The sequence below is a fragment of the Paenibacillus sp. FSL K6-1330 genome, assembly GCF_037976825.1.
Taxonomy (GTDB): Bacteria; Bacillota; Bacilli; order Paenibacillales; family Paenibacillaceae; genus Paenibacillus_AQ.
On record NZ_CP150269.1, the window covers coordinates 3060562 to 3079436 of the forward strand.

The following is an 18875-nucleotide window of genomic DNA, read 5'->3' on the forward strand; positions in this document are numbered from 1 at the left end:
TGAGTTGCGGTAAGGAACTTTTTTTCTTCTCATATAGTCACATTTATGGGCGAATGCACATACAAATACAAAGTGATCTTAAGGAAGCGAGGGGAACTCTGTGGCAGTCATCAAAACGAATTCGAGTGATGTGGATCTTCTGGCAAGATTGATCCGCGCAGAGGCAGAAGGTGAAGGCGAGCAGGGCATGCTCATGGTCGGGAATGTCGGCGTGAATCGGATACTGGGCAACTGCCTGGATTTCCGAAACATCCGCAATATGAATGATATGGTGTTCCAGAGCCCGGGTGGTTTTGAGGCAACACAGAAAGGCTATTTTTATCAACGGGCCAGGGATCGGGATCGTCAGCTTGCCCAAAGAGTGATCAATGGGGAGCGCATATGGCCGGCGAGCAATGCTCTTTGGTTTTTCCGCCCGGCAGGGGATTGCCCGGCTACCTGGTACAATCAGCAGAACACAGGCCGATTCAAAGCACACTGCTTCTTCACCCCGACATATGCCGATTGCCCGACTGTTTTTTGATTCATGTTATACAACCGCTTAGGCGGGAGTTATAAATTAAAGGAGGAAATTACTTATGTACAATCAAGGTGTGCCGCCTGTGAACTTCATGAATGGAGTCCGTTATCCGGGAGTGCCGAGCCGCGGGACGGCTGGTTATACGGCAAACGTTCCACCGCAAGTGCCTAGCGGAAGCCCAATGACTCCAGGAGGCACCGTTGTTCCGGCCCCGCAATTCGAACAATCTTACGTTGAGAATATTCTTCGACTGAACCTGGGCAAACAGGGAACCTTCTACATGACATATGAAAACAATTCGCAATGGAATGCCAAGGTGTTCACAGGCGTGGTCGAAGCCGCTGGACGCGATCATATCATTATCAGCGAACGGTCGACAGGACGCCGTATCATCCTGCTGATGGTAAACCTGGATTATGTCGTGTTCGACGAGCCGCTTCATTATCAATATCCGGGTGTTATCGGCAACCCGCCTCCGACTGGAAGATAACTTCTAGCAGCCAGCATATGCATAATAACCTTCGTTTACTTAGGCGTAGACGGGGGTTATTTCATTATGTTTTAGATGGAAAATATTCAATTCCGTGCGTTTTTTTTCCACAAAGGTGCGTAAAAACATCGAATTCTATTAACATTTTGAATGTTTATTCATAGAATATATCAATTCATCGAAAAACGAGTGCTAACGGCTGAGAATCAAATTAAAGCTTATAACAACGCTGATTAATGTCATAAGACAACGTTTGACTGTGTATCGTAGTACTATATAATTACTTATATAGCTTGATGAAGTCGGAATAAGATAAGGAGATGAGACCATTGGGAAGTTGATGCGTAGTCCGAACACGTTGTTATGCTTGATGGCACCACACATTTTTAATAACCGAAGGAGGTGTTCCTATTCGTCATAGTATGCTGTATGGCGGGTAGGAGATCGATTGAGTGACCCCTTACCGAGTTTGATAAGTTTAACCTTGGTATTGATTCTCGTCCTGTTAAATGGATTTTTTGTATCGGCTGAATTAGCTTTCGTTAAAGTGAAAAGCAGCCGCATTGACGCTCTGGTCGAAGAAGGACATAGACGTGCAAAATTTGCGCAGAACATACTGAAGAACCTGGACGGATATATATCCGCATGCCAGTTAGGTATTACCATCGTGTCCATTGGACTCGGATGGATCGGCGAGAGAACGATATCCGCCATGATTACGCCTTGGTTTAATGGCATTGGCTGGAGCAATACAGCTGTTCATGCCATGTCCTTGGTATTAGCCTTCATCTTGATTGCACTCATGCACATTGTATTTGGTGCATTGGCGCCTAAGACGGTGGCTGTTCGTAAAGCGGAACAAATAACGCTGTTATCAGCAGGTCCACTGCGGGTATTTTACACCATCATGTTCCCGTTTATCTGGTTTGCCAATGGGCTCTCCAATAACGTTCTCCGCCTATTCCGGATGCAACCGGTGGTTGAGCGGAATGTTCATACCGAGGAAGAACTGCGGGATATGATGAAAGAGAGCAGTGAGAGCGGCCTGATGGATAGCACGGATATGGTATTGGTAGACAACATTTTTGAATTTGCCGATACGACGGCAAGGGAGATTATGATCCCCAGAACAGAAATGATCTGCTTATACAACAATCTTTCATTGGAAGAAAATCTGAAGATCGCAAGCGAGGGGATGCGAACCCGTTATCCAATCTGTGACGAAGACAAGGATCATATCATTGGCTTTATTCACATTAAAGATCTGATGCGCGGATTCGTTCATGACCAGCTTTCCTTGATTCGCCCGATCATTGCTGTTCCTGAGTCGATCAAGATCAGTGATCTGCTGCGAAGAATGCAGCGGAGCAAGACGCAAATTGCCATTCTTATTGATGAATACGGCGGGACTTCAGGACTCGTAACCCTGGAGGACATTATGGAAGAAATCGTCGGTGAAATTCAAGATGAGTTTGACGAAGAGCGCCCGGGCATTGAAAAGGTGGGGGAGGATGAATACTCCATTGATGGATTGATACTGATCGATGAAATTAATGACCAATTTGGTCTGAACGTGGATACAGAAGACTATGATACTATCGGTGGATGGCTGTCCTCACGTCTTGAGGTGCTGCTCCCACACAAAGGTCAATCTGTCATGTATGAGGATTATCGCTTTTTGATTGAGGAGACCGAGAATAAACGGATCTCGCGGATTCGTCTGATCAGGCAGCAGCAGCAGCTGATTCAGGAAGAAGCAGGCGCGTAAACTGGATATTAGAAGAAGTAGCGACATATTATGCCGCTACTTCTTTTTATTTGCAAAGAGGTTTCAATAATTATATCAAACTGTGAAAAATTAGATACTTTTATGTCGAAATCATGTGTTAAAATATGGATGTTCCTAATATATTGAAAGAAAGGTGATATGATGTCAAAAGTACGCAGTCCTAAACGTATAGCTTCAGCGCTTGCAGTCAGTGTTCTATTAAGTTTATCTCTAGCGGGAGGGGCATACGCGGATTCCGCTGCAGACATTGCACCCGGTGCTTTAACAACTCCGCCTCCAGTGGAATTGAATCTGAATTCTTCTATCAATATTTTAGCCAATAAATATTTGATGAATTATTTTTCTTCAATTGGGAAAGTAAGCAGTACTCAAGTAGGCATAAGCGGTACTACCAGTGCTTCTCAAGCTGTTGATTCTCTGGGAATCAATTATGTTCTTCAACGCTGGACGGGCTCTGCTTGGGTTGATGCGGGAGCTTCATACGACAACGGAACGAATAAGGCCTCGCTGAGCGGAAGCAAAACTTTCAATGTGCAGGCGGGTTATTATTATCGAGCTAAGACGATTCACTGGGTCAATGAGAGCGGTACATATGAAGAAGGGACTTATCACACGAATTCGGTTTTAGTGGAGCTATAATTCGAATACGGATTTATGAAGGAATGTCCCAAAAGATCATAGATCTTGCGGGGCATTTTCTTTTTTTCGTTGAAAGACGCTCCGTGAAGAATCGTCTCACCCATCGATGGCTTATCATCTGCTCATGTGGACAATCATAAAATAAAAAGGTCGAAGAACAGCCCTCAATTTGAGCCTGTCTTCGACCTTTTTACGGTGCATGAGTGAAAATCCAGGCTGTTTTTCAAAGAAACCATATACTTTGGGGGCAGCCGGTTCTTTTTTTAGATCATCTAAAAATCATTGTATGCTGTTTGCGATTTTAATGAATTCTTCTTCCGTGAAGAAGCCGCTAATGGATACAACCACTTGATCATTATCGTATAAGAAGCGCAGGTTATTCTCGGTTAAATAGGCTTTCGCTCCGGATTCAAGAACAATCGTCTTCTTGATATCTCCATTGAGATTAATCATTTTGCCAAGTTGCATCCCGATGAGATCAATATAGAAAAACTTATCGTCCGAATTTTTATATTGAAGATGAAGCTCGTCAAAATCTGCATTTTCATCCTTTGTTAATGCGGTAGCCTCATGGAATTTGTAATCTTCCGGAAGATAATTGATTTTTGGTATTTTAAATACGGCACGTTTTTGTGACTCTGTCAGAGATTCATCGGTATCTGTGAAAGGAACATATTCGGTGTCCACTAATTCAGCTGGCGGTACATGCTCTTCTGGCTCTATTCCTTGTTCCGGTGGGGGAGCAGTTAATGCCTTGCCCTCATCAACAGGCTCTCGCATGCCGAATATTTGAGTAACCACACCATTTCCCCAATCCTTGATCTCCTGATAAACCGGTGTTACCGCTTGAGTTACAGAGGATGGAGAGAATATCAACGCACCAAAGGCCATCGATGCGGCGATGACTCCGGCTAACTGAAATCTGCGTCGACGCTGTTTCTTTTTGTTAGCCTGATTGATTTGTAACTTGACCTGCTGCCAAGATTGTCGTTTGGACTCGTTGTCAGTAGGGAGTGAGGAACGTGATGCTGCACGATCAAAGGCTTCGTCAAAGGCCTCGTCAAACCAATCATCGTATTTTTCGTTGCTCATCCAATTCACCCCACTCTCTATACAGCATTTTTTTTACGGATTCTCTGGCTCGAAACAAGCGCTGCTTCACGATCTCTTCACGAGTATTCAGCAGCTCCGCGATTTCCCTGTACGTCAGACTATGTTTCCAACGGTACTCAATCAATAGCTTGTATTCAGGCTTCAATTGGTCGAGGTAATGCTCGATGGATTCCTCCAGCATATTCGACTCCACCTGATGTTCCACGTTTGTGGAAGAAACTGCCACGTCCTCTTCATTAATAAAAACACTCTCAACATCCACTTGGTTACGGTATTTTTTATTTTTTCTTAAATAATTCATGGTTGAGTTTTTGGCGACGACTCGGAGCCATCCCCGCATCTTGCTTTCCGTTTCAAAATTCGGCTTACTTGTGATCACTTTTATAAAGGACTCCTGAATGATATCCTCAACAGCAGCATGATCCCGTACGACATACAGTATCTGTCCATAAACGAGGTCATAAAATTCATAATAGATTTCTTCCTGAATAGGTTCGCTCAGATCAGCGAAATCTGCTGCAAGGAGGAGCTGTAATCGGTTGGACACGCGATAATCCCCTCTCTGGTGTAACCATCCTATTTCTTTCATCATTTTACAACATATCGGGTAAAAAAGCCCTATTAATTCTAATAACAGCCAGCTCTGAAGACTGTTTCCGGAAAATGGGTCTATCCTTATGAAGTCATGTGTTTGAAGCGCTTAGCTTATGAGTTAAAATGGCAAGTCATAGCCATGCGTCCATCTCTTCATCATATGCTCGGTAACCTATCGGTATTAATCGAAATGGGGTTGAAGTTGTATCAGGAAGGGCGTAGAAAGTCCATTATGATAAAAAAACAGAGCAGCCTTTGTTTAAAGGGCTGCTCTGTAGTATAGTTCCGATCTCATTACGATGTGCTTGTCGTGCACATAGCGGAATTGTAGCGGATTAAGCCCAATTCCCGTCGATGAATACAGGCTCCTCCGTACCATCATGAGTGATACCGGTAATATTAAGCTCTTTGGAGCCCATCATGAAGTCGACGTGGGTAATGCTGGTGTTCAGACCGCTTGCTTGAAGCTGTTCGGACGTCATGGTCTTGCCGCCTTCAAGGTTAAAGGCATACGCGCTGCCGATGGCCAGGTGACAGGAGGCATTTTCGTCAAACAGCGTGTTGTAATACAAGATGCCGCTTTCCGAGATCGGAGAGCGATAAGGCACAAGCGCAACTTCGCCAAGATAATGCGAGCCTTCATCCATGGAGATCAGGCGGGTTAAGGTATCCTCGCCTTGTTCCGCGGAGAAATCAACGATGCGACCCTTCTCGAACGTAATCGAGAAATTGTCGATGATGTTGCCGCCGTAGCTCAAAGGCTTCGTGCTGCGTACCGTGCCGTTCACGCCGGTTTTGAGCGGAGCGGTGAATACTTCCTCCGTCGGAATGTTGGCAACGAACCGCTCACCTTTCTCGTTGTGGCTGCCCGCCTGGGCCCAAATATGCCCCTCCGGAAGCTCGATCGTAAGATCCGTACCCGGTGAAGTGAAGCGGAGCTTATGATACTTCTTGGCATTGAGCTCATCCGATTTGTGCTGGAGGGTCGTGATATGCTCCTCCCATGCACCAATGGGATCTTCGAGATCCGCGCGAACGGCGTGGAAAATCGCGTCCCACATTTTGTCCACCTGCTGCTCGGCCGGAACGTCAGGGAACACCTTGGCAGCCCAATCAGGGGAAGCGTAGGCAATGCCGGTCCAGCTCATTTTATCGGCTTGCTGATACTGCCGGTATTTCGCCATGGCTGCGCCATATGTACGCTGGTAATTGGAAATACGCTCGGGATCCACGCCTTTAAGCAGGTCTGGGTTCGAAGAGAGAATTGTCAAGAAAGCAGCTCCTTGCTCGGCAAGCTCGGTCACTTCCTCCGCATAATATGTCGGCGGCTCCAGAAAAGCTTCGTCTGGTGCCAGATCATACCGTATGCGGTTCACAACCTCATCACTGTAATTCACCTTAACTTGCTTGGCGCCCGTTTCATAAGCTTTTTTCACGATAAGACGTACTAGCGGCGCGGCATCGATCATTGCGTTAACAACCAGCGTTTGTCCCGGCTGCACATTGGCACCCACCTTGACTGCAAGCTCCGCATAGCGTTCCAATTTTTGTTCAAAGCTGGACATGACAGACCCTCCATTTCTTTTATGCTAACTATAAGTAATTTGATGCGATTTCTTAATTATCCCACAATTTTTCTGTTTGTAAATCAACCTCAGGTCAATTAATGGCCGCAAAATTTCAAAGAAAGCAGCTACTTCCTAAGAAATAGCTGCTTATTCTGTATCGTTTCTTAAAATGCCCAGTTTCCTTTCAGGAACACCGGTTCTTCCTTGCCATCTGCCGTCACTCCGTAAATATCCATTTCGCCGGAGCCGATCATGAAATCGACATGGGTTACGCTCGTATTAAGACCGTTTTGAATTAATTGCTCCTGATTCATATCTTTTCCGCCTTCTAAGCAGAAAGCATATGCGCTGCCGAGTGCTAGGTGGTTGGAAGCATTCTCGTCAAACAATGTATTGTAATACAGGATGTTTGACTCCGAGATCGGTGATTGATGCGGCACAAGCGCCACTTCACCAAGGTAACGGGCACCTTCATCCATGTTCAGGAGACGCTCAAGGGTCTCATAACCTTGCTCTGCCGTGAAGCTGACCACTTTACCTTCTTCAAAAGTAAGGGAGAAATTGTTCACGATGTTACCGGCATAACTCAATGGCTTCGTACTGTGCACGGTTCCGTTGACGCCTGTTTTGAGAGGAGCGGTAAATACTTCTTCTGTTGGCATGTTCGCCACAAAGGAATGTCCTCGCTCGTTAATGCTGTCGCCTTGGGCCCAAATATGGCCTTCCGGCAGCTCGATGGTAAGATCGGTTCCCGGTGCGATATAGTGGAGTTTCTTGTATTTCTTAGCGTTCAGCACGGAGGATTTCGCTTCAAGCACTTTGAGGTGCTTGTTCCAGGCTTCCACCGGGTTATCCTGGTCCACGCGCACAGTGTGGAAAATGGCATCCCACAGTTTGCTAACCTGCTCGGACTCCGGCGCATCCGGGAATACCTTGGCAGCCCAAGATGCCGAAGGAACTGCGATCAGGCACCAGCTAAACTTGTCGGACTGCTGATAGGCACGGTATTGCTTCAATGCCTCGCCGCGCGCTTTGTAGAAGTTTCCGATACGCTCGGAATCAATGCCGCTGAGCAAATCGGGATTTTCGGCAAGCACATGCAGAATGGCTGCGCCGTTCTCCACCAATTCCGTCATTTCGCCGGCATACCATTTTGGGGCTTCGGTAAAGACGTCATCCGCAGCCTTTTCAAATTGAAGTCTTGTTATCGTTTCGTCGGTCCACAGGATCTTAACCAGGCGGGCACCCGCTTCGTATGCCTTTTTGGCAATCAAGCGAGTGAACTCTGCGGAATCAACAGGAGCATGAACCACTAAAGTTTGTCCTTCCTGTATGTTAACTCCAACCTTTACAGCCAACTCGGCATATTTGTCCAAGTATGTATTGAAATCGGACATTTGGTACCCTCCAATGCAATTTAATTTAACAACCCATATTATACTAGATCAAGCCGCATAAGAAAAACAATAATCAGCTGCCAAGAAAAGTGATATACTGAGTCTTGTGAGTGCTTTACAACGTAATGAAGGAGCGTGGAAACGTGTCAGAAGTCCGAATCGAGCGTGCGGATATGAAGCGGGATGATAGCGATCAGTTCGTAGGATATACCGTATTTTCTATAAATGGACATGCATCAGCCTACGAGATCACATTCCTGAGCAAGAATGGCCGGGACTGGGACTATAGCCTGAACTTTGCAGGCGAGCCAGGAATCGAAGAGCAGTTTCTTCAGATTGACGAGCGGATTGAAGCCGACAACGAGCTGTTTGATGATTTGCTGGATGCAGCCATTGATGCCAGCGAGTTCGGCGAATAAAAGACGAATCAGAAATGGATACCAATGAAAACAAACCGTACACCTCCCATGGAAGGGAAGGGTACGGTTTGTTTAAGATTAAAGAATTTATAAGCTTTCAGCGGATATGAACAACCTACCCTATCGTAATTCGGCCTTCCGGATGGCGGAACAGTTCTTTATTATTCTTACGACTAAGCGCGTAAGCAAGGGTTAGCGGACCTAACCGGCCAAGGAACATGAGCAGGGCGATGGTGATCTTGCCAACCCCGGACAGCTCGGTTGTAAGTCCCATGGATAACCCGGCTGTACCGAACGCGGATACGGCCTCGAACAGAATTCTTAAGAATTCGCCAGATTCCGTAACAGACAGAAACATGGAAGCTCCTACCAGTAGCAGCAACGATAAAATCGTCAGCGTAATGGAACGGTAAACCAGGGCTTGGGAGATTCGATTGCGATAAAGAACAACATCACGTTTTCCCTGGATCATCGTAACGACAGCACCAATGAGCACGGCGAAGGTGGTCACCTTAATGCCGCCACCAGTCGATCCGGGTGCTGCCCCGATGAACATCAGGAGAATCATGAAGAATTGGGAGGATTGCTCCAGACTTGCGATGTCCAAGGTGCTGACGCCACCGGAACGCGGAGTGATCGATTGGAATAGGGAAGCCATGATTTTTACCGGGTATGAGAGCGGCCCTAGTGTTTTGGGATTGCCGTGCTCCAGAATAAAGATCATGACAGCCCCGATTACGATTAACAGTGAAGTCACGGTCAATACAACCTTGGAGTGAAGCGACAGTTTCCTGCATTTCGGATATTCAATAAGATCAAAGATGACGATGAAGCCGATTCCCCCAAGGAAGATTAAGAACATCACGACGATATTGACAAAAGGATCCGCTACATAGGTTGCAAACCCTGAGAAAGGTCCGTGAATTTGGCCAAAGAGATCGAAGCCTGCATTGTTGAATATGGAGATGCTTTGGAATATGCCAAAGTAAGCCGCATCGGAAAGCGGCATAATGGCGGAGAACCTGAGCGTCAACAGCAAGGCGCCTGCCCCCTCAATGATCAGAGCGTATATGAGCACTCTGCGGATGAGATCCACAATCCCTTGAATTTGGTATTGTCCCATCGCTGCCTGAAGGATCATGCGCTCGCGAAGCGAGATTCTGCGATTGAACATCAATGCAATCCAGGTGGCTGAGGTCATAAAGCCCAATCCGCCAAGCTGAACGAGCATGAGCATAACAATTTGTCCAAACATGGACCAATGAGTCCCTGTATCCACAACGGTTAAACCCGTTACACTGATGGCGGAAACCGCTGTGAATAGAGCATCTACAATCGAGGTAGAACTCCCGTCTGCCGTAGCGATGGGAAGTTTAAGCAGGAATGTCCCGATCAGTGTAATCGAGGCAAAGCCGATCGCCAGAAATTTGGGAGGGGTCATTTGGTTGCGAAGGTCTTTCTTTTTCATGCCAATTATCCTTTTCCGAATGTTATAATTTTAAAATCATTCTCTAATATAACACGAAAGGTGAATCATTTAACCATCATGAATTCGAACCGAGCACCGATTCCCGTATTTATTCCTCTATTTATCGGCATCATAGCTATTTCTTTTTCCTCGATTTTCGTAAAATGGTCCAGCAGCCCCGTATCCATTCAAGCGATGTACAGACTAGTGATCACGTTCCTGATCATGCTGCCCTTCGCGGGAAAATATGTGCCGGATATCAAATCGCTGAAGCGAACAGATCTGCTGCTGCTCCTTCTATCCGGAGCGATGCTGGCTCTGCATTTTTTGTTATGGATGGGCTCCTTGAAGTGGACGAGCGTAGCCAGCTCCACGATTATCCTTGCTCTTCAGCCGGTATTCGTGATGATGGGTGCTTACTTTTGGTTTAAGGAGAAAACATCGCTGGCGGCAATCGGAGGCATGGCCATCGCCTTCCTCGGTGTCTTTCTTCTCATTGGAAGCAGTGGGCTTAGTGGGAGCAAGGGTCATTTGACAGGTGATATCATGTCTTTGCTGGGGACGGCTGCGGTCGCCGTCCATATGCTGCTGGGTCAATTGCTGCTGCGCCGTCTGCCATCATTCCTATACAGCTGGCTTGTCTTTGCGGTAGCAGCGTCCGTACTGGCGGTGTATAACGTGGGCATGAACATTCCGATGACGGGGTATTCCGGACGAGAGTGGGGGATATTTGCCTTACTGGCTGTCGTGCCAACGGTATTCGGCCATTTGTTATTTAACTGGTTGATGAAGTATGCCACAGCCTCAACCGTATCAATGAGCGTTCTCGGAGAGCCGGTTGGAGCGAGTGTACTGGCTTTTCTCCTATTGAATGAGTCGATGAATTCCCTGCAGGCGGCAGGGGGAGCGCTTGTGCTGTTAGGGCTGGTATTATTCTTAAAAGTCGGGAAATCAAAAAAGCAGCCGGTAGACATTCAACCCGAAGCGCTGGGGTAAACTTCGCTTTATTTTTGCCCTGGCCGAGTAGTAATGATTGAATTAGCGTACACTGATCCTAAAAAAGTCAAATCATTACAAAAATGGATATTGACTTGAAAAGGGGTTTCGTGCGTGAAAGCAGTCACTTATCAAGGCAGACATCGGATCCAAGTGAAGGAGATGAAGGACGCCGTTCTTCAGCACAGCGAGGATGTCCTGATCCGGGTCACCACCACGGCCATCTGCGGATCGGATTTGCATTTATATAACGGTGGATTACAACAGCTGACCGATGATTACATTATCGGCCATGAGCCTTTGGGAATCGTTGTGGATGCAGGTCCGGAAGTAAGCAGGGTCAAAGTGGGTGACTGTGTAATTATTCCTTTTATCATATCTTGCGGAAAATGCCTCTTCTGCCAGAATCACATGGAGAGCCAATGCGATTATGCGAATGAAGCCAAGAATACCGGCGGTTTTTTTGGATATAGTGACGCGTTCGGCGGTTTTCAAGGTGCCCAAGCAGAGCTGTTACGCGTCCCTTATGGAAATACCATGCCCTTTGTTATTCCTGAGGACGCCGAGATGGAAGATGAGAAGCTGCTCATGCTCTCCGATGCGCTGCCCACAGCCATCTGGAGCGTGGAGAACGGAGGAGTTAAACCGGGCGATGTCGTGATTGTTCTGGGGTGCGGTCCGATTGGATTGCTGACGCAGAAGTTTGCCTGGCTAAAAGGCGCGAAGCGGGTGATTGCGATTGATCATGTGGATTACAGGCTGGCGCATGCGAAACGGAGCAATCTTGTGGAAACCTACAATTTTGAGAAAATCCCCGAAATCGAGCATTATATCCAAGAGATCACCAAGGGCGGCGCAGATGTTGTCATTGATTGTGTTGGTTTGGACGCCAAACGGACCCCTTCTGAAATGCTGGGCAGCATGTTGAGACTGCAGGGAGGCTCATTGGGTGCTTTCCGCATGGCTGTGAGTATGGTGCGTAAATACGGGACCATCCAGCTAACCGGCGTGTATGGGCTTGTTTATAATGCATTTCCGCTTGGAGAGCTGTTCGAACGCAATATTACGTTAAAAATGGGACTGGCACCCGTCATTCATTACATGCCGCATTTATATCAAATGTTGAAAGAGGGGACTATAGATCCTTCGGATATCATCACACACCGGCTCCCGATGGAGAAGGCTGCCCATGGCTACGATATCTTCAATGAACGAAAGGATGGCTGTATCAAAGTCATCCTGAAGCCTTAAGCAGCTAAATAAACCGAATGAAGAAGCGTTCTTGGCGAATGAGGAGCATCCCGGGACGCTTTTTTTGATGGAAAAACGGTGTAACAGCGTTGACAAGACAGCAGGAAGAATTCATAGTAATTAAAAATAGAATTGTAGAGTAAGAGAGGAATCGAACACAGATGAGTTTCAAGTCAGAACGGCTTCCCGCAGGTATAGAGGGAAACCAAGGAAGCCAGGGAAACACCTACCTTCAAGGCTTTAAAGATTGTATTCCAACCCTCCTGGGCTACCTGAGCATCGGTTTTGCGGCAGGTGTTGTCGAGCGCACCGCAGGTTTCAGCCTGCTCGAAATTACGCTCATTTCGCTGCTGCTCTATGCGGGCTCCGGGCAATTTATTGCTGCAGGGATGATAGCGGCTGCTAGCCCGATCCTATCGATCATTGTTACGATATTTTTTGTTAATGCCAGGCATCTACTGTTAAGCGCCGCGATTGCCCCGTATTTTAAAGGGCTTTCCTCAGGAAAAAGCTTCTTTATCGGCTCCCTGTTAACCGACGAGACATTTGGTGTTGCGGCAGCCAAGGCCACCGAGCAGAAGAGACTCGGCTATCAATGGATGGTCGGCCTGAATATCACGGCATATCTGTTCTGGTGTGCAGCCAACGTAGCGGGGGGGCTAGTTGGGGAGTGGATTCCGGATCCGGAGAAGTTTGGCCTGGATTTTGCATTGCCCGGGATGTTTATCGGTTTGCTGGCTTTGCAATGGATCAGCCGGAAGAAGTATAAACTTGACTTCATGGTGGTTATGATTGCCGCCGTTTCGGTAGTAGCAGTCAGTACGATTCTGCCGGGAAGCGCGGCAGTGATTGTCGCAATTATGGTTGCGGCTACTGCAGGGATGGTGATCGAACAATGGAAATAAGATGGCATATCGCCATACTGATTATCGGTTGCGCTGTCGTAACCCTCATTCCAAGGGTTTTGCCGCTTATGATCCTGAGCAAGCTCCGCATTCCGGAGATGATGATCCGGTGGCTCAATCATGTGCCGATTGCCGTCATGGGAGCTCTGCTAGCCCAGGAGCTGCTCCTATCGGATGGACGTGTAGATCCAGGTGGGCATACACTCGAATTGATTGCGGCCGTGCCCGCATTCCTCACCGCTTTTCTCACGAAAAGCCTGTTTGCCACCGTCATCGTCGGGATCCTGACTTTGGTGGGACTCCGCCTGTTTTTCTGACAAAACGAAGCGCTATGTTTGGGATGTTTTTCGTATCCCTAACCGGAACGATTAAAAACAGCCATATTCCTTGGAATGACGAGGAATATGGCTGTTTCTATGTTCATTTGCTACCGTTCATTTGGGAAACTAGGATGTGCCAAGCCAGTGTCTGTAGGTTTCTTCCACTCCTTCTTCCAGGCTAAATAACGGGCTCCACTGCAGCAATGCCCGGGTTCTCTCATTATTCAGGCAGCTATGCCGAATATCGCCGTTCTTCGCAGGCAGATAGTTGACATCAATGCGGTTAGGATGCAGCCTGCTGATGTGATCGACGAGTGAATTGACGGTATGGCCAGTGCCGGTGCTAACATGAAGAACGCTCTCATCCCCGTGTTGGATGGAGGCGAGGGTCGCTTCAACCACATCTTTAACATAAATGAAATCCCGGGTTTGTTCGCCATCGCCGTATATATGAAACGGAGCGCCTTGACGCAGGCGGTCACCAAATACAGCCACAACACCGCCTTCCCCCTTCGCAGTCTGACCCGGTCCGTAGACATTCCCATAACGAAGAATGGTGTACTGCAGGCCGAAGAAGCGGTGGTATAAACGGATATATTGCTCACCTACCACTTTGGAAAGTGCATAGAAGGAGATCGGATTAACCGGATCATCCTCCGTCAGCTGAGATTTTTCCAGGTCCCCATATACGCCTGACGTCGAAGCAAACACAATCTTACGGACCCCAGCTTTACGACATGCTTCAAGTATATTGATGGTGCCCATAACATTCGCATCCGCATCAAGTCGAGGCTCCTTGATCGATCGCTGCACGTCGGCCTGTGCGGCCAAGTGGAAAACGACGTCCGGCTTCAGCACGGAGATATATGCAGTTGTCTGCTGACTGTTTACATCGGCTACATGTAAAATTGCCTCGCTGTGCAGGCGACCTGGATCTCCGGTTGTCAGGTTATCGATCACATGGACTTCATAGCCTTGATTAACGAGTCCGTTCACCAGGTGGGAGCCGATAAAGCCTGCTCCGCCGGTTACAACCATCTTCATGTCTTAAACCCTCCAGCCTTTTGATTGGGATGCTTTATCCTACGTGATACGTAAGGATCATGCATTGGACAATTGGCCAGGGGGGGCGAAGGAATGGGCAGATTAGATTGACGTTTACATTCCTGTTATAATGGAAGCTGAAATTTAACATTATATTTACACAAAAGAGGGAATGGAAAATGGAACGCTACCTTGAACAAAGGTTGAAATTAAGCATACTCGTTTTTTTGACGCTCTTATTGAAGTTGATCCTTCTAAGAGTGTTTCTGTTTAATGGGGTCGTATGGGGGAAGGTGCTTACCGACGCGCTGTCCCTGTTGGTCCTGATTAGCTTACTGGAGCTGATCCTGCCGGTAAGAGGGAAAAAGATGGTCTATGTGATCCTAGATGTCGTATTATCTTTTATCATGTTTGCGTCCGCGGTTTATAACGTTCATTTTGGGTCTATACCGACGTATACCGCGCTTGCGGGTATTGGTCAAGTAAACCAGGTAAGAGCCAGTATTACGGCTTTGCTAGAGCCGGAGCACTTTCTCTTCTTCCTGGACCTGCTAGTCCTATTGGTCATATGGGCGGTTCGAAAAATTCGTTCGCGCTCGCGAAGAGGATTGCATTTTGGTGGAGTCCGTTCCAGTTATTCCGCATCCTATTCGCGCAGACCTGGAATGAAGTGGCGCATCTCCATGACGGTACTGCTGGTCATTACGAGTGTTCTGTCCGGACTTATTATCCGGAAAGAATGGGGAATCGAGAATGAAATCGTGCGCGCGGAGCAGATGGGCTTTATGAATTATCAGGTATCGGCCGTGATCCGGAATTCGCAGGAGAATCGCGCCTTAGCCGAAGGGAGTCTGCAGGACACCATTCTGCGGTCCCAGCAACTGCTGGCGACCTATCCTTATGTTAAGGAAGCAAAGGACAAGCCGGACTATTTCGGCGCTGCCAAAGGCAAAAATCTGATTATCGTTCAGATGGAATCGCTGCAGAACTTTCCGGTGGGTCAATCCCTGAATGGCCAGGAGCTGACACCGGTAATGAACCAGCTTGCAGATGGCGGCCTGTATTTCCCGCATGTCTTCCAACAGATCGGACAAGGCAACACTTCGGATGCCGAGTTTGCGGTCAATACTTCGATTTATCCGACCGGAACGGTGGCGATGTCCACCGGGTTCGGAAATAAAGAGCTGCCGGGTCTTCCACGGCTCTTGAACAAGCAAGGTTATGCTACAACGACATTCCACGTGAATGATGTTAAGTTCTGGGATCGAAGCAAAATGTACCCTGCACTTGATTTTCAGCATTACTACGACAAGCCGTACTTCACGAATGATAACTTCAATGAATTTGGACCTTCAGATGAAGAGCTGTTCCGTGTCGGCGTGGACAAGCTGCTGGAGAATGAGCAGCAGAACAAGCCTACCTATGCCCATTACATCACGGTATCCAACCATTCTCCATACCATGTGAAGGATGAATTTGCGAAGATCACCCTGCCGGCTGAGCTGGAAGGGACCCATTTGGGGAATTACCTGAAGTCGGTGAATTATTCGGATTATGCACTCGGAACACTGGTTGACCGTCTAAAGCAGAACGGGTTGTGGGAGGATACCGTACTGGTTGTGTACGGGGATCACTTCGGCATCAATCCGGCAGAAGCCGACGCCAATATGATCTCGTCAACGCTAGGAATTCCTTACCATGAGCGGGTCAGCCGATTTAACATCCCGCTTGTCATTCATGTACCCGGCATGAAGGAAGGAAAGGTCATCGAGCAGGTGGGGGGTCAGGTCGATATTCTGCCAACCGTCGCTAACCTTTTAGGCGTATCGCTGGACGACGAAGGTTTTAACGCATTTGGGCATGACCTGCTGAATGTGGATCGCAATGTAATCGGGATGCGATATTATCTACCGACAGGCTCTTTCTTTAATAATGACATTCTGTTCGTGCCTGGTGACGGATTTGAGGACGGCACGGCGGTTTCCTTGAAGACGCTGGAGCCCGTAACGGACATCACGCCGTATCGCAGCGATTATGACTATATTCTGCAGTTAATGAAGCTGTCCGATGAATATGTGAAAATGCTGCCCAAACGAGCGCCATAAAGCCAACAGTAGTTAACGAGGAAGAGGATTGTTTCATCAAGCCTGACGCAGGCATGGATGAAGCAGTCCTTTTTTTTCTTGCAAAAGCTGCGCTGGAGGATTGTCACTGTTTTGTCATCTATGCTATTATTACTCTTATTGTTAACCTGATTTTTATTTAAGTAGGTTAACATTTAAAACGGAGAGGGAGAATGAAGATATGACGACTCAGATCCATTATGATTGGGCGACGCTGGCTGACCATGTTGTGCAAGGGCATGATATTACGCCGGTTGAGGCCTTGGCAATTCTAAACAGCGAGGATCAGGAACTGCTGACGGTTATGCAGGCTGCATATCGCATCCGCCGCGAGTACTACGGGAATAAGGTCAAGCTGAACATGATTGTAAACGCTAAATCCGGTTTGTGTCCTGAAGATTGCGGATACTGTTCCCAGTCCATCGTTTCGGAAGCGCCTATCGATAAATATGCATGGCTTACCAAAGACAAAATTCTCGAAGGCGCGCGTGAGTCGATTCGCCGAAAGGCGGGCACCTACTGCATCGTGGCTTCCGGTCGCCGTCCTACCAATCGAGAGATTGATCATGTAGTCGCAGCGGTGAAGGAGATTACACAGACTACTCAGCTGAAGGTGTGCTGTTGCCTGGGTTTTTTGAATGAGGACCATGCGCGTAAGCTCGCCGATGCCGGTGTGCATCGATATAACCATAATTTGAATACTTCCAAAGATAACTATGAACAGATTACGACCACGCATACATACAATGATCGATTAGATACCGTGAAGCAGGCAAGCTCTTCCGGAATGTCCCCTTGTTCCGGAGCTATCTTCGGGATGGGCGAGAGCCTGGAAGAACGGGTGGAGATTGCGTTTGCTCTGAAATCGCTTGGAGCGGATTCGATTCCTTGCAATTTTTTGAATGCGATTGAGGGCACTCCTCTTGAAGGGCGCAAGGAATTAACCCCGACGATGTGTTTGAAGATTCTTGCCATGATGCGGTTTGTTAACCCCACGAAGGAGATTCGAATTGCAGGGGGACGCGAAGTCAATCTGCGTTCCTTGCAGCCGCTGGGATTATACGCAGCCAACTCGATTTTCATCGGCGATTATTTAACGACAGAAGGCCAGGCGCATACCGCAGACTGGGGATTGATTGAAGACCTGGGCTTTGAAATTGAAGAATGCGCTTTGTCATGATGTATTGACATTTAAACATGAAGCACATACTATATACCCGTAGGGGTAGGGTCTGGGGTTGAATGTCCCATGCTCTTTCCACCAAGCATCAAGCTGATGCACATGACAATGATGGGGGAATGCTGCGTGCTGATTGCATCTGCCGCTCTGATTATATTTATATTCAGTATATATTACCGGAGGTATGTACCTATAACTGGCCTGCGGTTCATGAAGTGCAGTGAACTTCGACAGGCTCAGAAGGAATGTCCGAATCTGAAAGTGCTCGATGTACGCGATGTAACCGAATATATGGCCTGTCCGCAGAAAGAGACGATTAACATCTCTCTCGGAAGGTTGCCGTATGTGTGGGAGCAGGAGCTCAGACCCGATGACTCCGTGGTCATTGTAACACCGAAGCGTTCGGATGGAATCCTGGCTGCGCGCAAGCTGAAGAAGGCTGGCTTTACTTCGCTTTTTTATTTACAGGAGGATTGCACGGCTTGTAATTCCATGCAACATGTTTCACTGAATTAAAAATGATCTGATCAGCAGGCTGACGCTGGTCAGATTTTTTTTGTTTATCGAGTGAAAGGATAGAATTTGACAATGATAATCGTTATCATTTAGAATGGAAGAATATCGTTCATTTTACGGTTATTTTCGCTAAGGGAGTGTTCGTTCAATATGTTGATCGAGACGAAAACGATTATTGTTAAAGCAGGCACATCCAATTTGGTTGTTGAGCGTTTTAGCAAGCCGGGACCCATTGAAGAAATTGAAGGTTTCATCGATCTGAATGTCCTTGTTAAGAATGCAAAGCGTACCGACGAAACGGAAGAAGTCATCGTCATGATTCGCTGGGAATCCAAGGAGGCTTGGAAACGCTGGGAAACCAGTCCCGCACATATTCAAGGACATCGTGATAACCGCGGCAAGCCGCAGCCTGAGCATGTGATTAGCTCCAGCCACGGCATGTATGAGGTTATGGCATCCAAAGGACCGAGACCTGTTCAACAGGCATAGTATTTTATTATCCCAAAAAGAAGCGGCTGCTAAAGCCGCTTCTTTTTTTGTCCC

19 protein-coding genes are annotated in these 18875 nt (G+C 47.4%); 13 read left to right on the plus strand and 6 right to left on the minus strand.

What is annotated here, in order from left to right; all coding sequences use genetic code 11:
• Nucleotides 1-100: 100 nt before the first annotated feature.
• The 4 genes from NYE54_RS13960 to NYE54_RS13975 all read left to right on the plus strand — a co-directional run bounded on the left by NYE54_RS13960 (nt 101) and on the right by NYE54_RS13975 (nt 3438).
• On the plus strand, nt 101-523 hold the full coding sequence (locus NYE54_RS13960; protein WP_215154880.1) for a cell wall hydrolase: 423 nt from the start codon (nt 101-103) through the stop codon (nt 521-523).
• 55 nt (nt 524-578) lie between these two features.
• Nucleotides 579-1010, plus strand: a complete 432-nt coding sequence (gene gerQ, locus NYE54_RS13965) for a spore coat protein GerQ (protein ID WP_339272493.1) — start codon at nt 579-581, stop codon at nt 1008-1010.
• A 448-nt stretch (nt 1011-1458) separates the two neighbouring features.
• On the plus strand, nt 1459-2778 hold the full coding sequence (locus tag NYE54_RS13970) for a hemolysin family protein (protein ID WP_339272495.1): 1320 nt from the start codon (nt 1459-1461) through the stop codon (nt 2776-2778).
• A 162-nt stretch (nt 2779-2940) separates the two neighbouring features.
• Nucleotides 2941-3438, plus strand: a complete 498-nt coding sequence (locus tag NYE54_RS13975; protein WP_339272497.1) for a hypothetical protein — start codon at nt 2941-2943, stop codon at nt 3436-3438.
• A gap of 279 nt (nt 3439-3717) precedes the next feature.
• Here NYE54_RS13975 and NYE54_RS13980 read toward each other — a convergent pair whose 3' ends face one another.
• From NYE54_RS13980 to NYE54_RS13995, 4 genes are all read right to left on the minus strand, one after another.
• Nucleotides 3718-4530, minus strand: a complete 813-nt coding sequence (locus NYE54_RS13980) for a DUF4367 domain-containing protein (RefSeq protein WP_339272499.1) — start codon at nt 4528-4530, stop codon at nt 3718-3720.
• Complete coding sequence (locus NYE54_RS13985; protein WP_098743387.1) at nt 4508-5098, minus strand: sigma-70 family RNA polymerase sigma factor; 591 nt, start codon at nt 5096-5098, stop codon at nt 4508-4510. The genes NYE54_RS13980 and NYE54_RS13985 overlap by 23 nt, the downstream gene beginning before the upstream one ends.
• A gap of 382 nt (nt 5099-5480) precedes the next feature.
• A complete protein-coding gene (locus NYE54_RS13990) occupies nt 5481-6710 on the minus strand; it encodes an aminopeptidase (RefSeq protein ID WP_339272502.1) in 1230 nt (409 codons plus the stop codon).
• Nucleotides 6711-6877: 167 nt separating this feature from the next.
• A complete protein-coding gene (locus tag NYE54_RS13995; RefSeq protein WP_339272504.1) occupies nt 6878-8110 on the minus strand; it encodes an aminopeptidase in 1233 nt (410 codons plus the stop codon).
• Nucleotides 8111-8253: 143 nt separating this feature from the next.
• Here NYE54_RS13995 and NYE54_RS14000 point away from each other — a divergent pair, with 143 nt between their 5' ends.
• Nucleotides 8254-8529, plus strand: a complete 276-nt coding sequence (locus tag NYE54_RS14000; RefSeq protein WP_213644941.1) for a hypothetical protein — start codon at nt 8254-8256, stop codon at nt 8527-8529.
• Between the two features lie 115 nt (nt 8530-8644).
• Here the strand turns inward: NYE54_RS14000 and NYE54_RS14005 are convergent, their stop codons facing one another.
• Entirely contained in the window at nt 8645-9997 is a 1353-nt protein-coding gene (locus NYE54_RS14005) for a TrkH family potassium uptake protein (RefSeq protein ID WP_339272506.1), read from the minus strand.
• A 78-nt stretch (nt 9998-10075) separates the two neighbouring features.
• On the opposite strand from NYE54_RS14005, the gene NYE54_RS14010 reads away from it, so the two are divergent.
• The 4 genes from NYE54_RS14010 to NYE54_RS14025 all read left to right on the plus strand — a co-directional run bounded on the left by NYE54_RS14010 (nt 10076) and on the right by NYE54_RS14025 (nt 13466).
• The gene (locus NYE54_RS14010; protein WP_339272508.1) at nt 10076-10993 is read left to right on the plus strand and encodes a DMT family transporter; all 918 of its coding nucleotides are present in this window, start codon (nt 10076-10078) and stop codon (nt 10991-10993) included.
• Nucleotides 10994-11107: 114 nt separating this feature from the next.
• Entirely contained in the window at nt 11108-12244 is a 1137-nt protein-coding gene (locus NYE54_RS14015; protein WP_339272510.1) for an alcohol dehydrogenase catalytic domain-containing protein, read from the plus strand.
• 161 nt (nt 12245-12405) lie between these two features.
• Nucleotides 12406-13149: an AzlC family ABC transporter permease gene (locus NYE54_RS14020; RefSeq protein ID WP_339272512.1), complete on the plus strand. Its 744-nt coding sequence runs from the start codon at nt 12406-12408 to the stop codon at nt 13147-13149.
• Entirely contained in the window at nt 13140-13466 is a 327-nt protein-coding gene (locus NYE54_RS14025) for an AzlD domain-containing protein (RefSeq protein ID WP_098743408.1), read from the plus strand. Before NYE54_RS14020 ends, NYE54_RS14025 begins: the two co-directional genes overlap by 10 nt.
• A 129-nt stretch (nt 13467-13595) precedes the next feature.
• On the opposite strand, the gene NYE54_RS14030 is transcribed toward NYE54_RS14025, so the two are convergent.
• On the minus strand, nt 13596-14513 hold the full coding sequence (locus NYE54_RS14030) for an NAD-dependent epimerase/dehydratase family protein (protein WP_339272515.1): 918 nt from the start codon (nt 14511-14513) through the stop codon (nt 13596-13598).
• Between the two features lie 179 nt (nt 14514-14692).
• On the opposite strand from NYE54_RS14030, the gene NYE54_RS14035 reads away from it, so the two are divergent.
• The 4 genes from NYE54_RS14035 (at nt 14693) to NYE54_RS14050 (ending at nt 18821) form a co-directional block, all read left to right on the plus strand.
• Nucleotides 14693-16618, plus strand: a complete 1926-nt coding sequence (locus NYE54_RS14035) for an LTA synthase family protein (RefSeq protein WP_339272517.1) — start codon at nt 14693-14695, stop codon at nt 16616-16618.
• A gap of 199 nt (nt 16619-16817) precedes the next feature.
• On the plus strand, nt 16818-17816 hold the full coding sequence (gene bioB, locus NYE54_RS14040) for a biotin synthase BioB (protein ID WP_339272519.1): 999 nt from the start codon (nt 16818-16820) through the stop codon (nt 17814-17816).
• A gap of 69 nt (nt 17817-17885) precedes the next feature.
• On the plus strand, nt 17886-18332 hold the full coding sequence (locus NYE54_RS14045; RefSeq protein ID WP_339272520.1) for a rhodanese-like domain-containing protein: 447 nt from the start codon (nt 17886-17888) through the stop codon (nt 18330-18332).
• Between the two features lie 150 nt (nt 18333-18482).
• Nucleotides 18483-18821, plus strand: coding sequence for an antibiotic biosynthesis monooxygenase (locus NYE54_RS14050; protein ID WP_036665294.1), 339 nt, complete (start codon nt 18483-18485; stop codon nt 18819-18821).
• Nucleotides 18822-18875: the final 54 nt, after the last annotated feature.